General features: G+C 51.6%; 16 protein-coding genes. 5 read left to right on the top strand and 11 right to left on the bottom strand.

Annotated elements, in window-relative coordinates; translation table 11 throughout:
- Positions 1–47: 47 nt before the first annotated feature.
- Entirely contained in the window at positions 48–971 is a 924-nt protein-coding gene (locus ACFSUF_RS04840; RefSeq protein ID WP_377600687.1) for an ArsR/SmtB family transcription factor, read from the bottom strand.
- A gap of 165 nt (positions 972–1,136) precedes the next feature.
- Between ACFSUF_RS04840 and arfA the strand changes: the two genes are divergently transcribed.
- Together arfA and ACFSUF_RS04830 are read left to right on the top strand one after the other, a co-directional pair.
- A complete protein-coding gene (arfA, locus tag ACFSUF_RS04835; protein ID WP_377600685.1) occupies positions 1,137–2,657 on the top strand; it encodes an arabinosylfuranosidase ArfA in 1,521 nt (506 codons plus the stop codon).
- 127 nt (positions 2,658–2,784) lie between these two features.
- The gene (locus tag ACFSUF_RS04830) at positions 2,785–3,342 is read left to right on the top strand and encodes a GNAT family N-acetyltransferase (protein WP_377600683.1); all 558 of its coding nucleotides are present in this window, start codon (positions 2,785–2,787) and stop codon (positions 3,340–3,342) included.
- A 96-nt stretch (positions 3,343–3,438) separates the two neighbouring features.
- On the opposite strand, the gene ACFSUF_RS04825 is transcribed toward ACFSUF_RS04830, so the two are convergent.
- Positions 3,439–5,763, bottom strand: coding sequence for a poly(ethylene terephthalate) hydrolase family protein (locus tag ACFSUF_RS04825; RefSeq protein ID WP_377600681.1), 2,325 nt, complete (start codon positions 5,761–5,763; stop codon positions 3,439–3,441).
- Positions 5,764–5,920: 157 nt separating this feature from the next.
- Between ACFSUF_RS04825 and ACFSUF_RS04820 the strand changes: the two genes are divergently transcribed.
- Entirely contained in the window at positions 5,921–6,784 is an 864-nt protein-coding gene (locus tag ACFSUF_RS04820) for an AraC family transcriptional regulator (RefSeq protein ID WP_377600679.1), read from the top strand.
- 161 nt (positions 6,785–6,945) lie between these two features.
- Here the strand turns inward: ACFSUF_RS04820 and ACFSUF_RS04815 are convergent, their stop codons facing one another.
- A complete protein-coding gene (locus ACFSUF_RS04815; protein ID WP_377600678.1) occupies positions 6,946–8,031 on the bottom strand; it encodes a LacI family DNA-binding transcriptional regulator in 1,086 nt (361 codons plus the stop codon).
- 108 nt (positions 8,032–8,139) lie between these two features.
- Positions 8,140–8,370 carry a CHASE3 domain-containing protein gene (locus ACFSUF_RS04810; protein WP_377600676.1) on the bottom strand — a complete coding sequence of 77 codons (231 nt, stop codon included), beginning with the start codon at positions 8,368–8,370 and terminating at the stop codon, positions 8,140–8,142.
- Between the two features lie 178 nt (positions 8,371–8,548).
- Between ACFSUF_RS04810 and ACFSUF_RS04805 the strand changes: the two genes are divergently transcribed.
- Positions 8,549–8,971 carry a hypothetical protein gene (locus ACFSUF_RS04805; RefSeq protein ID WP_377600674.1) on the top strand — a complete coding sequence of 141 codons (423 nt, stop codon included), beginning with the start codon at positions 8,549–8,551 and terminating at the stop codon, positions 8,969–8,971.
- A gap of 257 nt (positions 8,972–9,228) precedes the next feature.
- Here ACFSUF_RS04805 and ACFSUF_RS04800 read toward each other — a convergent pair whose 3' ends face one another.
- The gene (locus tag ACFSUF_RS04800; RefSeq protein WP_377600669.1) at positions 9,229–10,446 is read right to left on the bottom strand and encodes a DHH family phosphoesterase; all 1,218 of its coding nucleotides are present in this window, start codon (positions 10,444–10,446) and stop codon (positions 9,229–9,231) included.
- Positions 10,447–10,581: 135 nt separating this feature from the next.
- Between ACFSUF_RS04800 and ACFSUF_RS04795 the strand changes: the two genes are divergently transcribed.
- Entirely contained in the window at positions 10,582–10,728 is a 147-nt protein-coding gene (locus tag ACFSUF_RS04795) for a hypothetical protein (protein WP_377600667.1), read from the top strand.
- On the opposite strand, the gene ACFSUF_RS04790 is transcribed toward ACFSUF_RS04795, so the two are convergent.
- The 6 genes from ACFSUF_RS04790 to ACFSUF_RS04765 all read right to left on the bottom strand — a co-directional run bounded on the left by ACFSUF_RS04790 (position 10,729) and on the right by ACFSUF_RS04765 (position 19,133).
- Positions 10,729–12,360, bottom strand: a complete 1,632-nt coding sequence (locus ACFSUF_RS04790) for a response regulator (protein ID WP_377600665.1) — start codon at positions 12,358–12,360, stop codon at positions 10,729–10,731.
- Between the two features lie 5 nt (positions 12,361–12,365).
- Positions 12,366–14,177 (bottom strand): cache domain-containing sensor histidine kinase, encoded by a 1,812-nt coding sequence (locus ACFSUF_RS04785; protein ID WP_377600662.1) that lies wholly within the window; start codon positions 14,175–14,177, stop codon positions 12,366–12,368.
- A gap of 14 nt (positions 14,178–14,191) precedes the next feature.
- Entirely contained in the window at positions 14,192–15,505 is a 1,314-nt protein-coding gene (locus ACFSUF_RS04780; RefSeq protein WP_377600660.1) for an ABC transporter substrate-binding protein, read from the bottom strand.
- A gap of 16 nt (positions 15,506–15,521) precedes the next feature.
- Positions 15,522–17,273, bottom strand: coding sequence for a family 43 glycosylhydrolase (locus ACFSUF_RS04775; protein ID WP_377600658.1), 1,752 nt, complete (start codon positions 17,271–17,273; stop codon positions 15,522–15,524).
- Positions 17,274–17,410: 137 nt separating this feature from the next.
- Positions 17,411–18,235 (bottom strand): carbohydrate ABC transporter permease, encoded by an 825-nt coding sequence (locus ACFSUF_RS04770; RefSeq protein ID WP_377600655.1) that lies wholly within the window; start codon positions 18,233–18,235, stop codon positions 17,411–17,413.
- 4 nt (positions 18,236–18,239) lie between these two features.
- The gene (locus ACFSUF_RS04765; protein WP_377600653.1) at positions 18,240–19,133 is read right to left on the bottom strand and encodes a carbohydrate ABC transporter permease; all 894 of its coding nucleotides are present in this window, start codon (positions 19,131–19,133) and stop codon (positions 18,240–18,242) included.
- Positions 19,134–19,215: the final 82 nt, after the last annotated feature.

Raw genomic sequence — 19,215 nt, 5'->3', positions numbered from 1 at the left:
TAACATAATGCGGTAAACTTGTATGTACAAGTGGACTCGGTCCGCTCCTATATGCCATGGTCGTTGCGGTAAAACACTTTGAATTTCATATCTTCATTATAATTGCCGAAACCGGCTCCATATAACGTCATACCCCCTGCATGCCGCGCCCCCTCCTCAACGGCAAAACGAAGCGTCCAATAATGCTGGTTCGTAACAACGTCATCTACGGTCGTGTCTGAAATATGCTCCTCATCGGCGAACGTCCCTTCCCTGGTAATACGGATCACCTTCCACAGCCCGTGCTGGTTCACACTGTCGGACCACCAGTCAGGCGTGTACCTGCCGCGCGATAAACCGAAGTCTCCGGGACTTGTCCAAAAGCCAAGCGGCACCCCGTTCAGGTAAAAAGAAATATCCGAAGGCCAGTTTTCATTCACTCCGGGCGCTTCCGAGGCCAGCTCCGCCTCAATCACTATCTGCTCAACCTTTTGCCCATTTCTGAGATAATTCGGCGTTTGATACTCCACATACCCTTTCCCGAACCATAGAACGCCCGCATTCATACGCTCCGGGTTCAAAAAATGCCTGGGGTCGTCAAATTCCCCAATCCATCGTTCGGAAGTGGAAAGGCCGCATGTCGGATGCACCTCGAACGAAGTGTAATGCCCTACGGGAATAGATTGCTCGTACACGTTCTGCGGTTGGCGCAGCATGGCGGAAGGAAGGGCAATCTCGATCGCCGTTTCGGACAGGGAACAAATTTTGTGAGTCCCCCCGTCTTTTCGGATTCTGGCTGTCGATATCAGGCCTGCTACCTCCAGCTTACGGACGTGCATAGTTACGATGGCAGGGCTCAGCCCCAGCTGCTCCGCCAAATCCTTCACATTGGAAGAGCCATTCCCCAGAAGTTCCAGAATTTGAAGCCTGACGCTGCTGGCCAGCGCCTCGTACAAAGGAAGCCATTTCCGGTCAGTGGATGCATACAGCATCGTATTCCCCCATTCTACTCTACTAATTTACATTTATATGAATTCAAAATCAGTCATGAAAAAGCATTGCCAAAAAGAACCACATCCGCTTTAATGTAATTATAACGTTGTAAGCGCTTTACTTCAATTCACATTTTTATTAATTTAATAAGGGAGGATAAAGGTATGGACAACAGCAATGCCATAAGAGCGGAAATGACCGTAGATAAAGATTTTCAGATCGGTGAGGTCGATAAAAGGCTGTTCGGCTCTTTTATTGAGCATTTAGGAAGAGCCGTGTATGGCGGGATCTACGAACCGGGCCATCCGAAGGCGGACGGCCAAGGGTTCAGGACCGATGTGCTGGAACTCATCCAGGCACTTCAAGTGCCGATTATCCGGTATCCCGGCGGCAACTTTGTCTCCGGTTATGACTGGAGGGATGGGATCGGTCCTCTGGAAGAGCGGAAGTCCCGGTTGGAACTGGCCTGGAGAACGATCGAACCGAACCGGTTCGGGCTGAACGAATTCGTTGACTGGTCGAAAGCCGCAGGCTCCGAGGTGATGTGGGCTGTGAATCTCGGGACACACGGACCCGAAGAAGCACGCAGCCTGGTCGAGTATGCAAACCATCCGTCAGGCACGTATTGGAGTGATTTGCGCAAAAGTCACGGATACGATAAGCCTCACGGCATCAAAACCTGGTGCCTCGGCAACGAAATGGACGGCCCATGGCAAATCGGGCACAAGACGGCGGCAGAATACGGGCGTATCGCCTGCGAGACGGCAAAAGTAATGAAGTGGGTTGACCCTTCCATTGAGCTGGTTGCCTGCGGAAGCTCGAACCTGCACATGCCTTCCTATCCTGAATGGGAAGCAGTGGTGTTGGACCATACGTACGATCATGTAGAGTATCTTTCGCTGCACCAGTATTACGGCAACGCGGAACAGGACACACCGTTGTTCCTTGCCCGCTCGCTGCAAATGGAACAGTTTATAGCCAGTGTTGCGGCCACCTGCGATTATGTGAAGGCCAAGAAACGCAGCCGAAAAACGATGAATCTGTCTTTTGACGAATGGAACGTATGGTTTCATTCCCATGAAGCCGATACCCGGATCGAGCCGTGGCAAACCGCCCCTCCCCAGCTGGAAGATGTCTACACTATGGAAGATGCGCTTGTCGTGGGGTGCCTGCTCATTGCCCTGATGAAGCACGCGGACCGTGTCAAAATGGCCTGTCTAGCCCAGCTGGTGAATGTAATCGCTCCGATTATGACCGAAACCGGCGGCAAGGCTTGGGTACAGCCGATTTACTATCCGTTCCTGCATGCCTCGCTTTATGGACGCGGCCAGGCGCTGGTGCCTCTCGTGAAATCGCCGAAGTACGATACGAAAGAGGTGACGGATGTTCCGTACTTAGAGAGTATCGCCGTTTACAACGAAGAAGCTTCCCAAGTAACGGTTTTCGCTGTGAACCGGTCCATCGAACAGCCGCTTCCGCTTACAGTTGATCTCCGAAGTTTCGGTACCTGTTCCGTAATCGAGCATCTCGTTTTGGAGCATGCCGATTTGAAGGCCGTCAACACATCGGGTGATCCGGACCAGGTTGCGCCTCATAAGCTGGGCAATGCCAAAGCGGACGGGACCGTCGTTCAGGCACAGTTGGGCAAAGCTTCGTGGAATGTAATCCGCGTTTCCGTAAAGTAAGTCTTGATTGAAAACCGGCTTTTTCAGGGATGATCGTTTCCTTGGGAAAGCTTTCTTTTTTTGTAATCGTCACCGGCTGAATCTTGAACAGGAAAAAGGGTATAGTTGTACTAAAGGAGGCCGGAACATGGAGTTTTTCACAACGGATCAGTGGGATTCTCAGCTATGGGAGCGTGCGGAGAACGTGTATCATCAGTCGTTTGCTGCCCACACCCGCAAGAAGCGGGCTGTCATCCAAAGCATGTTTCAGAAACAGATGTGTTTTTTGCATATCGGGGCTGATCACACAACCGGAGAAACGTTGGCAATGGCGATCAGCGGCCGGACAAGTCATCCGCGTGTTCTGCTGATCGATTACATTGGTGTCGCTCCAGAGCGGAGAAGCACCGGAATCGGTACGTCCTTCATGAATCTGCTGAAGGATTGGGCCCTTCGTACCGGAGGGTTCACTACCCTGCTGATCGAAGCGGAAGCGGGAACGACGGCGGAGGATGAGAAACGGCATCATTTCTGGCAGGCGAACGGCTTCATCTTAACCGATTATGTACACAACTACATTTGGGTGCCTGAACCTTATCAAGCTATGTATTGCAAAATGACCCCAGATCCCTCCGTTCCCGAGGACGGCCCTTCGCTGTTCCGCAGCATTACTGCTTTTCACCGGAAAGCTTACCGCGGGGTGTAGGTACGTGCACTCGCTTGCAGGAGATGCACTTTCTATGCAAAAACCCCTGCACACCCGGAAATCAAGCCTGGTTTGTGCAGAGGTATCATGTATCTGTTATTTCATGCCGATATCGTCGAGCATGATCTTGCCGGGTCCGCCGCTGAAGCGGATGGTGATCGAGGTCAGCTGCTCAGGCTGAAAGCCGGGTGATGTCCGGGCAAATGCGGACAGCGGCACAGTCAGCGTTTGAAACACGGGCTCGACCGATTCCTTGTACTTTCCGTCGCGAAGCCGGTGTTCCAGCCACGGTACTGCAAGGAAACGGGTCGGCTGCATGCCGCTGTAGGTTCCGAAATCGCTTAACGGAAGGCGCGAGGTCTGACCGTCCGCAGTCCGAAGCTCCATTGTAATGTCCGGATCGCTCCAATCTTCCGGCACAGTGTTCCCGGCCGAGGATACGTCCCTGCCCATATCAGCCAGATTCAGCACCAGCTCCGACAGGTTTCTGCCCTTCATCTTCTGCCTGTAATCAGGCGATAACTCGATCGTATAGGCTCCCTCATCCTTCCATTCCAGAACGACGCCGCGGGTGCCTTTTTCCTTCCGGTCCCGGTTCAGCGCATCCTGCTCGGTCCAGGACAATCCGTTTCCTTCCGCATTGGCGGTTCCTCCGCTGAGCTCCATCTTGTTCCGGTCCTCATCGAACCGGTCGATCGACAGGAACGTGCCGTCCTCGAACCGATTGATATAGTGCGCTTCAGGCAGCCAGTCCAGCCCTGTCCGGTAATCCTTAAATAATCCCCTGTACTCGCTTGCCCCATGCAAAGCGGTTTCCAGAAAAGCGCTCAGGTACACTTTTGCAATCTTCCGCTGCTCCGCTGCCTTCAGCATTCCTTTCCGGCTCAGCAGGATTCCGTCCGGCATGCTGTTATCCATCCGTCCCCAGTCCGAATTAAATTGGCTGTGATTCGCTTCCCCAATATATAGGGACGATTTAAACCGCTCTGTCCCCTCAGAAAACGAACTGCGGATATACTGCTCTTCCCCGTTAAAATTATTCACATCCCCGTCCTGGGCGCCTTGCATTGTGAAGTAATACGTGTCTTTCAACTTCGCGGCCGTATGGTCCACAGTCGTATCCGTAGGAGCTACGGCGGCCACCGCTTTTATGTTCAGCCCGTTCAAGGAATCCAGTCCCTTATCGTCGGCAAACCAGCGGTCCCTGTCCGCCGCCATCGCCGCGGCCTGTCCTCCTCGGGAGTGGCCGATCAGCCCGATTTGATACCAGTCGATCTTGCCGAAGAAAGGCGACCCTTCCTTAGAACTCAGCTCCTGCAGCTGCTGCAAATGCTTCAGAAGCATCCACGCGCGAACTTTCATGTCCTGATTCGGAATGCCGGACCAGACGGAATAGTTAAGGAAGTTCTCATCCACGGACACCGCAATAAAACCGCGGCTGGCGAATAGCTCTCCCAGGTATGCGTAGCCTGCGTCCGAATACTGCTCCATCAAATGGTTTCCGTGGACGATCAGCACCAGCGGAAACTTGCCGTCTCCTTTCGGCATCCACACCCTTCCGTTGACCGGAAGCGCATGCTGGTCGAAGCCCCAGAACCAGGTTCGCAGCGGCTTCCATTTGGTAATGTAAGCCGAAGCGTCGACCGGCTGCGTCCGCACTTCCGCGCCGCCGGCGAACTCGGCCCGGCGGCGGTCCGTACCGCTGCCGTAGGTGAAGCTGCGGTAGCGGTACGCTCCCGGCGCGGCAGGATCCGCCGCGGCCAGCTGCGCGGGCCCGCCCGCGCGGTCCACGGCGCCTGCCGGCACGCCGGCGCCGTCCGCTTGATCCGCCGCGCTCCCGGCATCGGCCGCGACGGCGTCCCGGTCCGCAGCGCCAAACTTCAGCGCTGCGGGCACCCCGATGGACGGCTGGTACACCGCCGTCCAGAGGCTTGCCGCGGCCAGCACGGCTGCCGCGGCTTTCGCCGGCGCGGGCAGGCGCCGGCTGCGCAGCACGGCGAGGCCGATCCCTAGCAGCTCGGCTGCCGCCGTGACGGCCAGCGCAATCGCCAGCGCCTCCAGCTCGCCTACATCGGCATAAGCAAACGCCGTGTAGGCTACGCCTCCTGTATAAAGTGCATAGGCCGTGTGAAACCTGGGGACGGGGAGGTACATCACCGCGAACACAAAGGCCCCTGCATAACCGGCCAGTACCATCCCCAACAGCCCCAGCAGGACCAGAACCGCAATATCCGCGCCTGCTCCGAACCCGGTAGGAATCCCAAGCGCGGTACAAGCCAGCACCAAGCTGCACATCAGTCCGACCCCAACGGAGGAGGTCCTCCAATACCGGGTATCATAACTCCGCATCCTGGTTACACGGCCGTACAGCCAATCCGCAAAGCGCTCTCCCGGGCGCTGCTGCGGCATGAGTATATTCATAGGAATAATCCCCTCAGATGATCTATTTCTTCTCTCTCGATTATAGGTCATCCCTGGTGCGCAATAAAGAGCAATTGTTGACAGTGGAGTCCGCTCTTACCAATAGAAAAAGAATGCGATATAATATTACCGAAATCGCTTTCTCGAGGAGGACGCCATGACTGAACCCTGGATCCGCTTTCTACTGCCTGTTCCCGAGCAGACTTTACCCTTTTATATTGACAGTATTGGATATAACAATCATGAACAGTTCATGTCCAGGCCGGAGGGCTATCCCTGTTATCATTGGCTGCACACGGCAAGCGGTTCGGGCATTATCCATTTGGAGTCGCACAGCGTGACGCTTCCCGAAAATCACGGCATACTGCTGCTGCCGGGCGTAGCTCATGAGTATGAAGCCGTGGGCGAACGCTGGAGCACTTACTATCTTACATTTAACGGCCAGTTAGTGAATGAAACGGCTGCTTCGCTGGGAATCCGCTTTTCCTCGGTTTATCACTGGCATATTGGAAGCGCATTCAAACAGGTGCTGCCTTCGATGATTTCAGGGGTCGAGGCTTACCGCGATATTACCGGCCTGGACCATTCCATTGAAGTGTACCGGTTCCTGGTAGAGTTGAAGAAACACGGTAAAGTGGACAACCAGCCCTCCTTCTACTCGTTGAAGGAGCGCCTGCTCCCGCTTCTGCAGTTTCTGGAATCCGAATACCGCGATCCCGACCTGGACATGAACACGATGGCCGCCATTCTGGACATTTCCGCCCGCCAGCTGAATTCTCTGTTCCGCAAAGCTTTCGGCTATACTCCTTACCAGTATCTCATTTCCCTCCGGCTGTTGAAAGCCAAGCAGTTTCTGATTATGGACAGGCGGCTCACCGTGCAATCGGTATCGGCGATGACCGGCTTCCGGGAGGCCAGCCATTTCATTGCCACGTTCCGCAAAGCGGAAGGCATGACGCCGGAGAAGTTCCGGCTGATGCACGGCCGTTCTCCCGACAATGCGGCAGCAGCCCGGCAGTAATCTGCCGGGCTGCTTTCTTTTGCCGTGAAACGCTATTTCGCATAACTGTCCCGGTAATCCTTCGGGGTAACGCCGGCGACCTTTTTGAACCGGAACTTGGAGTATTTGAAATCATAAAAGTAAAAGGAGGCTCCACTCAATGATGGGTGCCTCCTTTTAATTTACCGCTGCAGACAATCACACGCGGCTGCCTTGGCTGCTTCCCCGCTCGAGTTCCGGAGCATGAGATCGCCGGAAACCAGCAGCTTTTCGGTAGGCTTGTCCCGGTCAGCGATGCGGCTGGCCAGCAGCTCAACGGCACGGCGGCCGAGCATCTCCTTCGGCACATTCACCGTCGTCAGCGACGGTTCAAGCTGGTCCGCCGGGGCAATATTGTCAAACCCGGTAACGGATATCTCTCCGGGAACGCGGACCCCTGCTTCCACCAGCGTTTGCACCGCCTGAATGGCAATGGCGTCATTGGCGCAAACGATGGCTGTGGGCATCGAGGAAGTTTTCTTTTGCTTTTGAATCCAGCGCCCGATCTGGTCCTGGAACTCCGCAACCCCCTCCAGTGGGTACAGCAGTTCGTCACCTTCATGCCCTGCGTACTCGCTGGATTCCAGCGCTGTTCGGAACCCGAGCCATCTATCGTGAAAGCTTCTTGAAAACTGCAGGCTGCCGAAAAAAACAAGCCTGCGGTGGCCCAGACCTATCAAATGTTTGGTCAATCGGGCCATACAATCATAATTGTTCACGAACACGGTATCCGAAGGGATCAACGGATCTTCATGGTCGATCAGCACGATCGGGATGCCCATTCGGTGCACCTCCAGCAGCATGCCTGTGGAAATTTCCCCTACGCCGATCAGCCCAAGGATGCCGCTGGGGTTGAACAATTGCAGAAAATGTTCGTTGCTTTGCTCCGAGATGATGATCATCCCAAGCCCCATCTCCTCCAACCTGGCCGATACCCCGTCAACAATCCGCCCCCAATACACCGAATCCTTGGTCTGAAACCGGACGTTCGGCATCAGCACCAGCACGGTTTGCTTGTGATTCCCGTTTCCGGCCTGGGCGGGCAGACCCTTCTCCGGCTTGAAATTTATCTTCTTATGCGCAAAATAGCCAAGCTGGGAAGCAGCCTGAATGACACGCTCCTTTGTTGAGCTGCTGACACCCCCTTTGCCCGAAAGCGCTTTGGAAACTACGAATTTCGATACACCGCAGTAATCTGCGATTTGCTGCATGGTTATTTTTTTTGACATAAAATCTGCACCATTCCATCTTTCCTTATTTTGCGGTCTGGGACCGTGCTTGCTTCCATCTGTCGTTCCATTGTTTGAAGCCGGAATCGTCCACATAACCGGATTCCTTCACGAAAAACTCGATCCATGCTTCAGCCAGTCCTTATGCCTGCTCAGGTTCTGGTAGTACACAGCCGTATTCAATTGATTCGCGTAATTGTTATAGGAAATGTACCCGATCAGAGCTAACGGGACGGTGATAATGACGAGAAAGATAAGCAAAAGCTTGCGCTCCATACGCATATTGCTGAACCAGGACCATCTCGTTGTCTGCTGATTGCCTGATCCCTGTGAAGTCATGTGGGTGCCTGTTCCTTGTTACCGTTTCCATCAGTATAGCTTAATTTGTTAGCATAGACACGCCTTTTGTTAGATTTTTGTTATTTAGGGATGGAAAGAGAGATGGGGACTTTTTCTGCTTTTAAGAAAAAGGATGCTATGGTAATATTTGTAGACGTCATCTTTTTGGAGGATTACATTGAAAAAAATAGGATTGTGGATCGCAATGCTGCTCCTTACCTCGTGTTCTCACGCAGAAATCACCAAACTGGATAACAAGTTTAAGGGGTCCAGCCAAGACTGGAAGGCGGAGTATCATGTCAAAGGAACTGAGACATGGGATAAGGTGGATGGGCGTCTTTCTTATGATAACAATCTCACGAAGAACTTCAGTCTCGAATACATTGGAGATCCGAGTGTGAAAGTGAGTAAATTAAAGGTTGAGTACGACGGAAGCAGTCTTGGTTACACCTATGGTAAGCCTGAATTTGTTAAAAACATTCATATTAAAGACAACGGTAAAACAAATTCCCGTGTTTACGCTGACGATTCCGTCATGGTAACTGTCACGATGGATCATAGTATTGAGACGTTTAAACTTATCAATGTTAAGCAGAAGTAAAGCGTTTTTATTTAAGTAATAACAAATAAGCACCTCTCCCGGGTGCTTATTTGCTTTTTGGGTCCCCTAATAAATCCTCTACACCCTATTCGCCGAAAAACACGGTGCCCAACCCGTCTAAAGAACCGGAAACACGCTATTAGCCGGAAAAATCCGCTTTAAGGTGAAAAGTCAGCGAAATAAGGTGGCCTTGATTCGATACAATTCGATAAAGCTGGATATTGAAGAGATAGCGTGTCTGCAGTTCGTTAATCCGACTAGACTTTCACTTGTTCCACCGGAAACTTTGTCTGGAGCAGATGATCGGTGAGATACTTAACGTAACGTTCGTCCCGCGACAGTGCTGCGCCGAACTGCCTTTTTATGTGAGATTCAGCTTCCTGGAACGAAGAAAATGTCTGCTCCTTGATCTGTCCATTCTGCTCAATTCCCCAGCCATCGCGCGTGCGGTGCAAATAATACGAGCTGCCTTCCCGGTCCTCGTAAAGGGCGCCGGCGGCCGAATCTTTCAGGTTATAATAATTCCGGAACGCATCAAGCCGGATCGGTTCCAAAGGGAAAATTTCAGACACATAGCTCCGGTACACTTCCTCCGTCATCATGCAGCCTGAAGCTTTAGCATGGCCGCCCCCGCCATATTGCCCCGCGATTTCCGAGACATCGATATGGTCATGGATGGTACGCAGGCTGACCCGTTTGCCTCCCATATTCAAAATAGCGATATAGTCCAAATGCGGGTTTTGCTTACCGAGCAGGTTACCCAGTTCCGAATGATAGGCCTCTGCATGAACAATGCCCGTGCACAATCCGCCGATAAATGTCTGAACGAGTTCTTTCCCTTTCCTGCGCACATACCGGCCAATCTTTTCCTCTTCCATGTCCAGGATGCGTTCTTCAAAAGCATCAAAAGAGAACGATTCCCCTTTGCGCAGCCTGCCCAGCATACTGGCTTCAAACTCATCGATCGACACCATATAAAACAGGTCGTTCAATCGTTTCGCTTCTTCGTTCCCGTTGGCATCCCATTCCCAAGTGTCATACTGGCGCACCAGCTCTACAAAATGGTCCAATGCCTCAAACCGTTCCAGCAGGCCCTGCTTGATCAAATGCTCGCAGAACAACGAAGTCGCCGACGCAAGCCGGCCGTCCTCATACGCTACGGTCACTTCCGCCCAAGGACGGTCGTTCAAGTGGAGCGCGGATTTATGATGATCGATCAGGCGAACTTGTCCGCCCTTTTCCGCGAACTCGCTCAGCGCCTGTTCATTGGATTCGTGAACTGATAAATCTGTAATAAAGAGCATTTGGTCCGCACGGATTTTCCCTTTCCATCGATCCAGGTATCTCTCTACACTTACGTTTAAGCCTGAAAGCGAGTTATAACGGATATCGGCCTGGTCCCCGAACGCAAGCTTGGCTACGATGCCGCAGCCGACACCGTCCAGATCGTTATGCGACAAAAGGTAATATTTCATAGAAATCCCCCGGTACTTGGCAAATTTACAGCAAGCATTATCTTTCCCCGAAGTAACCCGATAATATTCCTTAGATGTTCTTTTCCGCTTTGGCGCAAACTATCCGCAACATCGGACAGAAAGGACAGGTGCGTGATGGATGACAAGGATTTGTATGAAAACATTAAGTATTGGGCCAAGCAGCAGGAGGACTTGACGAAAGTCCCCCTGTCCTCGGCATTTGAGAGGGTGGAGCAGGAATTGCGGGATGATGAGGAAGGTGAAGCCGATATACAGGAATAATCAGTCCTGCCTCACGGAACGGGCCTGTTCCCGATAATCATTAGGAGTTGAGCCTGTCACATTTTTGAACACCCGGTTAAAATGCCTGATATTCCCAAACCCGGTCTGCTCTGCAATGACGGCTATTTTCTCATTCGAATAAGAGAGCTGCTTCTTGGCTTCTTCAATTCGTAAGTCCGTCCAGTATTCCACAAACGTTTTGCCGGTCCGTTGTTTGAACAGCGTGCTGAAGTAAGCCGGATTCAAATACACCTGATCGGCTACCTCCTTCAGCGTGATGGCTTCGCGGAAATGCCGTGACACATAACGCAGCGCCTTATCGACAGGATCAGAATCCTGCTGCTTCCGCCCTTCCTCCACCGAACGCGCCAGCCGGCCGAGCAGAACACGGCACGCATCAACCAGTTCGGAGCGGGAGGTAATCGAGCAGATATCAAACAGCACATTCTGCATGCTTTTTCCTTGCAGCCAAAGCTTGGTCACCTGCAGCTTCTCAGCCAAATCGTAATAGTAGATCAACAGTTTACTGATTTGCTGCTGAATCGTTTCCGGATTTTTGGACTGCTCACACAAGTCTGTAACAACGGTAACTACACGGCGTTCTGTCTCTTCCTGGCGCCCGTCGTGAATAGAAGACTCCAGATCGTCCCAAGACCAGGGCTTCACTTCGGCCGGGATCGTCTGCGCCATGGCCGTTTGCTCATAAGTAAGCACCTGGTCTCCGCCTAACAGGAGCCGGTACAACAGGGCAATTTTGGCTTCGTTAAACGAGCGCGGAATGTCCCTGATGCCATCTACGATAGTTCCCTGCGCGATAGTTACCGTTAAATTAGACAGTGAAATCATACGGATCCGGATCGTTTCGGAAATATCTGAAAGGCTCTGGGCAGCGGCTTCGCCCTCTTTCAAATTCACTAAGGCAACGACTTCCGAATCCGAGAACACAAAGCAGAACCCGTTTGTCCTCTGGTTCAATATTTCCTGCACGATTTGTTGAATATAGAGCTGAAACAGCGAAGGATCGGCCTTCCGGTAGCGGTCCCTGTCCATCATATCTTTGTCCAGCTTGATAATCAGGCAGGCAAATCGCGGGTCATTGAACTGCACACCGATTTTCGAAAGCAGTTCGAGTTCCTTCTCACTCACATAGCCCCGCAGCAGGCCGGTAATCAAATGCTCGCTCACATGTTTCCTGATTTCGGGATCGCTGCCCGGCGCAGAGTCTGCGGTGGCGGATTTACCGGCTTCCGCGCGGCTTAACTCCTTCTCCAATTCAGACAGTGTACGGAATAATTCTTCCCGTTCCACCGGCTTCATTAAATAATCTTTAACGCCATGGCGGAGGGAATGCTGTACATAAGTAAACTCGTCATAGCCGCTCAGCACGATAACAAGAAGCTCAGGAAACCTCTCCTTTACGATTTGCTGCAGTTGGATACCGTCCATCCTCGGCATACGGATGTCTGTAATCATGACATCAGGACGAAGCGCCTCCAGACGTTCAAGCGCTTCATAACCGTCCACTGCTTCTCCCGCCACTTCCCAAGGTCCCCCGGAGGATTCGATCATTTTCCGGAGCCCTTTACGAAAAATCGCCTCGTCGTCGACAATCAGAATTTTGTGTTTGTCCATAGGTGTCAGGCCTCCCCGCTATTCTTGCCCGCCAGGTAAGAAACCGGCAGCGTTAATGTCGCTTTCAAGCCGCGGTACGGCATACTTTCCAATTGAAGCCCGTAACCCTCTCCGTAATGAAGGCGAATTCTGCGGTGAACATTCAATAATCCGTTGCCCGTAGTTCCTCCTAAATCCTGGCAATGATCCAACCGGTACCGGATTTCCTCGAGTTGTTCCACGGTCATGCCGATTCCGTCGTCTTCAACTGTAACCGATAATACGCCATTGTGCTTAGTGCAGCTTAACGAGATGTTCCCGTCGCCGATCCCCTTATCCAGCCCGTGGTTAATCGCATTTTCTACAATCGGCTGAATCATGAGCGGAATGACGGTACAATCCATCAGCGACTCATCGGCATCCAGCCGGAAATGGATCCGGTCGCCGTATCTCATCTTTTGGATGGTCATATAACCTTTCACATGCTCTATTTCATCTTTAAGGGTGACCGTTTCTTTCCGCCCGCTTAAAGAATACCTCAACAGCCTGCTTAAGCTATTGGTCATCGTGACGATCTCCCGGTTGCCCTCTACTTCGGCATACATGGAAATCGAGCCCAGCGTATTGTACAAAAAGTGAGGATTAATTTTACTTTGCAGAGCCGCAATTTGGGCGTCTTTTTCCCTGATTTCCGTCTCGTACAGCAAATAACCAAGCTCATTTAACCGGGAAACCATCATGTTGAACGCGTTCCCCAGCTGCCCGACCTCATCCGACTGTTTCACGGGAAACTGGACCTTCAGCTCACCATGTTCAACCTTACGCATCAGACTTCTCAGCTTCCGAAGAGGCATCGTGATACGGAATGCGATGAAGGCGGACAACAGGACCGCAAGCAGGATACATAGGCTTCCGATCAGCAGCAGCGAGTTGCGGACGACTACGGTTTCCTTTGTCAATTCCCTTACGGGAACTACGCCGACGGTGGTCCATCCGGTTATTTTGGATTTCACATGGGCAACCAGAAGACTGTTTCCGTTCTGTTCCCGGTGCAGGACGCCTTCTCCGCTCAGCTGTCCCATGGAAGGATACGCATCCGTGTTCTCTTTGCGGATCACCAGATCGCCGATACTATCTGCAATATAAAGCGATTCTTTACTGCCCAGGCTGACTTGGGACAAAATGTTGCGGACAGCCGCCGGATCAATATCGATAACGATATATCCGATCGTTTGTCCGGTATCGAAGCTCCGCAGCTCCCGGGCGATCGAAAACACTTTGTATACCGTACCGCTGGTGGATTGGACTTCATGGGTCGTAATAAATGTCGGTTGACCGTAGCGTCCTTTGGCTTGTTCCAGCCATTCGGCGGTGTCATCGAGCTTATACGTCGTTATATATTGGCTTTCGGGCAGGACTACATAGGACGCGCCTTTTTCCCCGTACAGAGAAACACCCATAATATCGACCCGGCCGTTCAGAAACACTTTGGAGACAAAGCTGTTCAACTGATCGATCTCCTGGAGCTCCAAAGGCTGCCCCGGCTGGCGTTCGGAAGCGAGAAAGTCGAGAATCTCCTGATATTGGTAAGGAATCAGCGACAGCCGATTCAATTCGTTCATATACGTATCGATGTTATAAGTGACTTGCTTCAGCGTCTGCAGCTGGTATTTGCCGACCTGCTGCTCCATCTTGCCCGTAAAGCTGGCGAAGGCGAACATACACATGACTCCCAGCGGAACGGCAATCAACAGGACGTTTATCAAAATCAGCTTCCGGGCCAGCTCAAGGTTTCGGAACCAGCGGTTGGCCGCCTGCAGGGGATTTCCGATGTTCATACTAGGTCACCGCCTTACTTGGACAGTTCGAGATTAATTTGTTTCACAGCAGCTTTTAGTGTTTCCTCCGGAGTCTGCTGGCCGTAAATCATCCGTTCGAATTGACGGATAATCATTTCAACCAAGGTCCATTGTCGTGTATGTCTAGGCCAGTAGGCTACAGAATTCGCTGATGCTGCATAATCGCTGCGGTAAGGCAGCGCCTGAAACTCCGGACTATGAATCACCTGCTTCATACTTGGCACATGGCCTGCTTCCGCCCACTTAGCTCCGTGTTCCGTAAGCCACTTTATAAATACCATGGAAGCTTCTCTTTTTTCTTCAGACATTTCATGCTGCGTCGGAATGGCCAGCGTATGAGAGTCCGCCCAGGCCGCAGGCTTATCATACAAGGTTGGCAGCGGAACGACCCCGAAGTCCAGGCCGGACGCCTTCTCCAAAGCTCCGGTAGCCCACATCCCGGTAATAAAGACTGCAGCCTTCCCTTCATAAAACATCTTGAACGCGTCATTAATGTCCGGTCCGATCAGCCGCGCTTTATATAGGCCGTCAACGTATTTAAGCGATTCCAAAGCTTGTTTATTGTCAAACACCGCTTTGGTACCCTCTTTATTATAAAACGTCCCTCCGCCTTCCATCTGGTTGTACAGGCTCCACCACAACCAGACCGAATCGATTCTGGTGCTCGGCTGGGCGAGCGGGGTAATGCCATCGGGAAGTGAGGCTTGCAGTGTCTTCAAAAAGGCGGTAAACCCTTTGGTACCCTTTGCAAGAACCGGCTTTCCGTCTGCGTTCAGAACACCGGCCGTACGGAGCATCGGCTTGTTATAGTACATAACCAGCGCGTGAGTATCCAAAGGAACGGCGTAGGGCTTGCCGATAAAAGTGGCTGCCTTCATATTGGCTGAATTATAGTTGTTCCATTCGATTCCCGCCTTTTTGGCAGACAACGATACATCTTCAATATAGCCATTCTGAACAAACTGAGGCAGGCTGGAAGCGTGAATAATGGCGACATCCGGGGCATTCCCCGAAAGGACGGCGGTTTTCAGCCGGGAGTAGTAATCATCCAGCCTTGAATTTTTCTGAGCTACTTGAATCGCGGGATGCTCCCTGTTGAACTGGTCAACCAGCTCCGTCATGAACAAATTATCACCGCCGCTGAAAGGTGTCCAATATTCCAGCCGCAACGGTGTTTGAACGGGTGCAGGTACGGCAGGAGACTCGTTCTCTTCTTCTTTGCAGCCTGCCGTAACCAACACGATGAAGATCAATATGAAGCATGTCAGCATGCCTGCTTTACATTTCTTAAAGGACAAGTGGTTCATAGCCCCTTCCCCCTGTTTATGGTGTTATTCCGGTTACATCGATATAGTCCAACGCCAGATCGGCATCAGCCTGTTCAAGTATAATCCCGTTTGCGCCTGACTTCAATGGAACCGTCATCATGACGGGTTGGAAATCATTTCGCTTTGTAGGTTGAACAGTCACCGTCTTCTTCTTTCCGCCTTCCACGCGTAAGGTTACCTTCGCTTCTTTTCCGGAAAGATTGGCAATCGCCAGCCTGATGTTGTAGTCTGCATCATAAGGAACGTTGACCTGCGGGAATCGGACACTCTCCTTCTGCCCGGCCTGAATGTTTAGGATGCCCGTGCCGGAAGCAAAAGCATTCTCCTCAGCGTTTCCGTCTGGTCCAACAGCCGCATCCTCTGCTTCATAACGCGGAATTTCTACCGCGATAACTGACAAGGAAGCATCACCGCCGGTTATGCTGATCTTGTTCATTCCTTGTTTCAAAGGAACATAGGCATAGGCGTATCCCGGTGCGCTGCCTTCCGTCGGCGGCAGTTTAACCTGAATCGGTGCGCCTCCAGCCGTGATGATATCCGCTTGCTTCTCTTCACCTGCGGAGTTTGTGTAATGGATCATAACCGGCGCCTCCAGATCCTGGCTTGAAGGAATTAAATCCACATTATACGTGCCTGCAGCTTCTGATGGCTTTAATGCAAAGATGCCGGATCCGGAAGGATTAGGAATCGCCGTATCTAAGGAGAGCGGTGTACCGAACGAAGGCATACCCTGCTCATCCCAGGTTACTTTTTGGGCCCGGGCTTTGCGGTTGTTCCAGCCGTCGGAAACGCCCGATGTCGCATGGTAGATAATCCACTGTTCTTTACCGTCAGGCGAAGAAACAAATGAATTATGCCCTGGACCGTACACGCCTGCTTTGTCATCCATCGCAAGCAGCGGTTCCATCGTCTTCGTCCAGTTGGCGGCAATCAGCGGGTCCGCGCCTTTTTTCAAACTCAGCATCCCCAAGCTGTAGAACGGCGTCCAGCTGCCCGCCCCGGAATAGACAAGATGAACCGTACCGTCTTTGTATAAAATCGACTGTCCCTCATTAATATAAGGCGGTCCCCCAGCGCGCTCCCATTCCAGATCAGGCTCGGACAGCAGCACCCTCGGACCGCTGATGGTCAGCGGATCGCTCATCGGAGCGATGTACGTATTTTGCTGAATGTTCACATCGCCTTCCCATCCGGACCATACAAAATACAGCTTTCCTTCCAATTCCATTACTAAACCGTCAATCGCCCATTTATCCGTTGCATCTTTGATCTGGCCTTTGAACGTATAGGAGCCCATCGGATCGCCGCTGTCCGCTTCCAAAGCATACATGCGGTGATTCTCGTTGGCACCGTCGTCCGCAGCAAAATAAATGTACCATTTCCCCTGGATATATTGGATCTCAGGAGCCCAAAGGTTCGCGCTGTATTTCGTTCCGACATCCGGGAACCATACCGTTTTCTTGAGAGCCTGCTTAAAGTCGACCGTTCTGGACTTCATTATCGTGACATCCGTCCCGTTATGCGTGAACGTCATATAGTAATATCCGTCTTTGTACACCATGCTGGGATCCGGCGTATCTATGTCTGCCAATGTATTTTTGAATGTACCGCCATGGCCGTTATAGGGAACTGTAATGGCACTCCCTGCAGATTTCTCTTCTTTCACTGCCCATACCCCCACGCCGGCTGCAGCCGCCACTATTAGGGCAGCCGCTGTTCCAGCCATTTTTCGATGAATTGGTTTCATTAGGATCCCGCCTCCGTCATATGAACCTGCTTCGTTGCGCGAACAGGGAGTCTGAATCACTCCCCAGTATTTCAAAAAGAGACCCCAAGGGTCTCTTCTTAAAGCATATAGGATGACATCAATGGTGTTACTGAAACTTACTTTACGCCTGCCTGAGTGATGGCTTTTACGAAGGAGCGCTGGCCGAGCACAAACACGATCAGAACCGGAAGTGTCGCGATGACCGTCATCGACATCAGCTTTCCGTAAGCCTGCGTATAACTTCCTTGCGCCATCATTGCGATACCGGCTGTAATGGTCCGCATCTCCGGAGATGTTGTCGCATACAGCGGCCATACGAAGTCATTGTAAATTCCCATAAATGTGAAGATGCAGAGCGTGACCATGATCGATACCGAAGCAGGCAGCAGTATGCGGGAGTACAGATGCCATTTGTTCGCTCCGTCGATCCGCGCCGCTTCTTCGATCTCTTTAGGGAAGGAAGAGAAAAACTGATACAGCAGGAATACGCCGAAAGCTCCGGATGAATACGGCAAGATGAGCGCATAGTACGTATTAATCCAGCCAAAATAGTTAAACTCCATATACATAGGAAGAAATGTCAGTACGCCGGGAATCATCATGGAAGCGACGAACATCGAGAACATGAATTTGCGTAAAGGCAAATCTTGCAGGCGTGCCAGTGCAAAAGCAGCCATAGAGCTGATCAGCAATACGATCGCCGTCCCGGCAAAGCCGGAAACCAGCGAGTTGGTGATCCAGCGGACGATCGGCACATTCAACATGTCTCCGCTCAGCCCATCCCGGAAATTATCCAGTGTCGGCTTCTTCGGAATAAAGTTCATTTGGCCGGCCAGCGCTTCAAAGTCGTTCTTGAATGAAGTAGACAGCATCCAAATCAATGGAAGCAGAAAGACAACAGCCACAATAATGGCAAGCAGGATCATCATCGTTTTCTTCATGGCGCTACTCCTTTCTTGCATAGGCAATGCGGTACTGCACTGCCGACACCAGCATAATAATCAAAGCCATCAGAATCGCCATTGCGGAAGCCGATCCCATATCTTTGCCTTTAAAAGCCTCGTCGAGCACGTTCATCAGAAGCACTTTCGTACTGTCGCCGGGACCTCCGCGGGTGAGAAGGAACGGCTGTGCAAAAATATTAAACGAAGCGATCGTAGACGTAATGATAATAAACAGCATAACCGGCCGGATGGACGGCAGCGTAATACTTACGAATTTGTTCCAGGCGTTAGCGCCGTCAATGGAAGCAGCCTCGTAATAATCTTCAGGAACTTCATTCAATGCATTGATAAAAATAACCATATTAAAGCCGATCGTCCACCAGAGCGTCGTCATTACCAGAGACACCCAGGCCCATGGAAGGCCCGTCAGCCAAGGAATCGGCGATATATTCAATTTCGCAAGCATACCGTTGATAAAACCTGCATTGGTATCAAACATCATCAGCCAGATAACCGCCATAACCGAACCGGAAATAGCATACGGCATGAAGTAGAAGGTCCGGAACAAGCCCCGGATTTTGCCTGGAAGCGCATTGACCAGCATGGCCAGCAGCAGTCCCAGTATTACCAGCAGTGGGACAGAGTAAATGACGAACTGAAACGTGTTCCATAGTCCGCTAAAAAATTGATCGTTTAAATAAGAGCCTGGCGTAAAAATTTTGACATAATGTTCGAAGCCTACGAATTTGCGTGTAGAGGAAAGCATTTCGAAATTGTGAAAGGAGATATACACACCATACAAAATCGGGAAAAGCAAAAATACGCAAAAACTGGTCAGGTAAGGAAGGACGAACAATGAAGAGGTAAACCGGGATCTCCAGTCACTCTTAACCATGGGAAACTCCTCCAATTCTCGTGAAAATGCAGGAAAACGGGAAGCCTTCCGGCCTCCCTGTCTTCTCTTGCAACCGTTCTGA

Origin of the sequence: Paenibacillus gansuensis (genome assembly GCF_042684925.1) — a bacterium.
GTDB lineage: Bacteria > Bacillota > Bacilli > Paenibacillales > DY6 > Paenibacillus_N > Paenibacillus_N gansuensis.
Note: the sequence above shows the minus strand (reverse complement) of the source record. Positions and strands in the feature narration are given on the sequence as shown.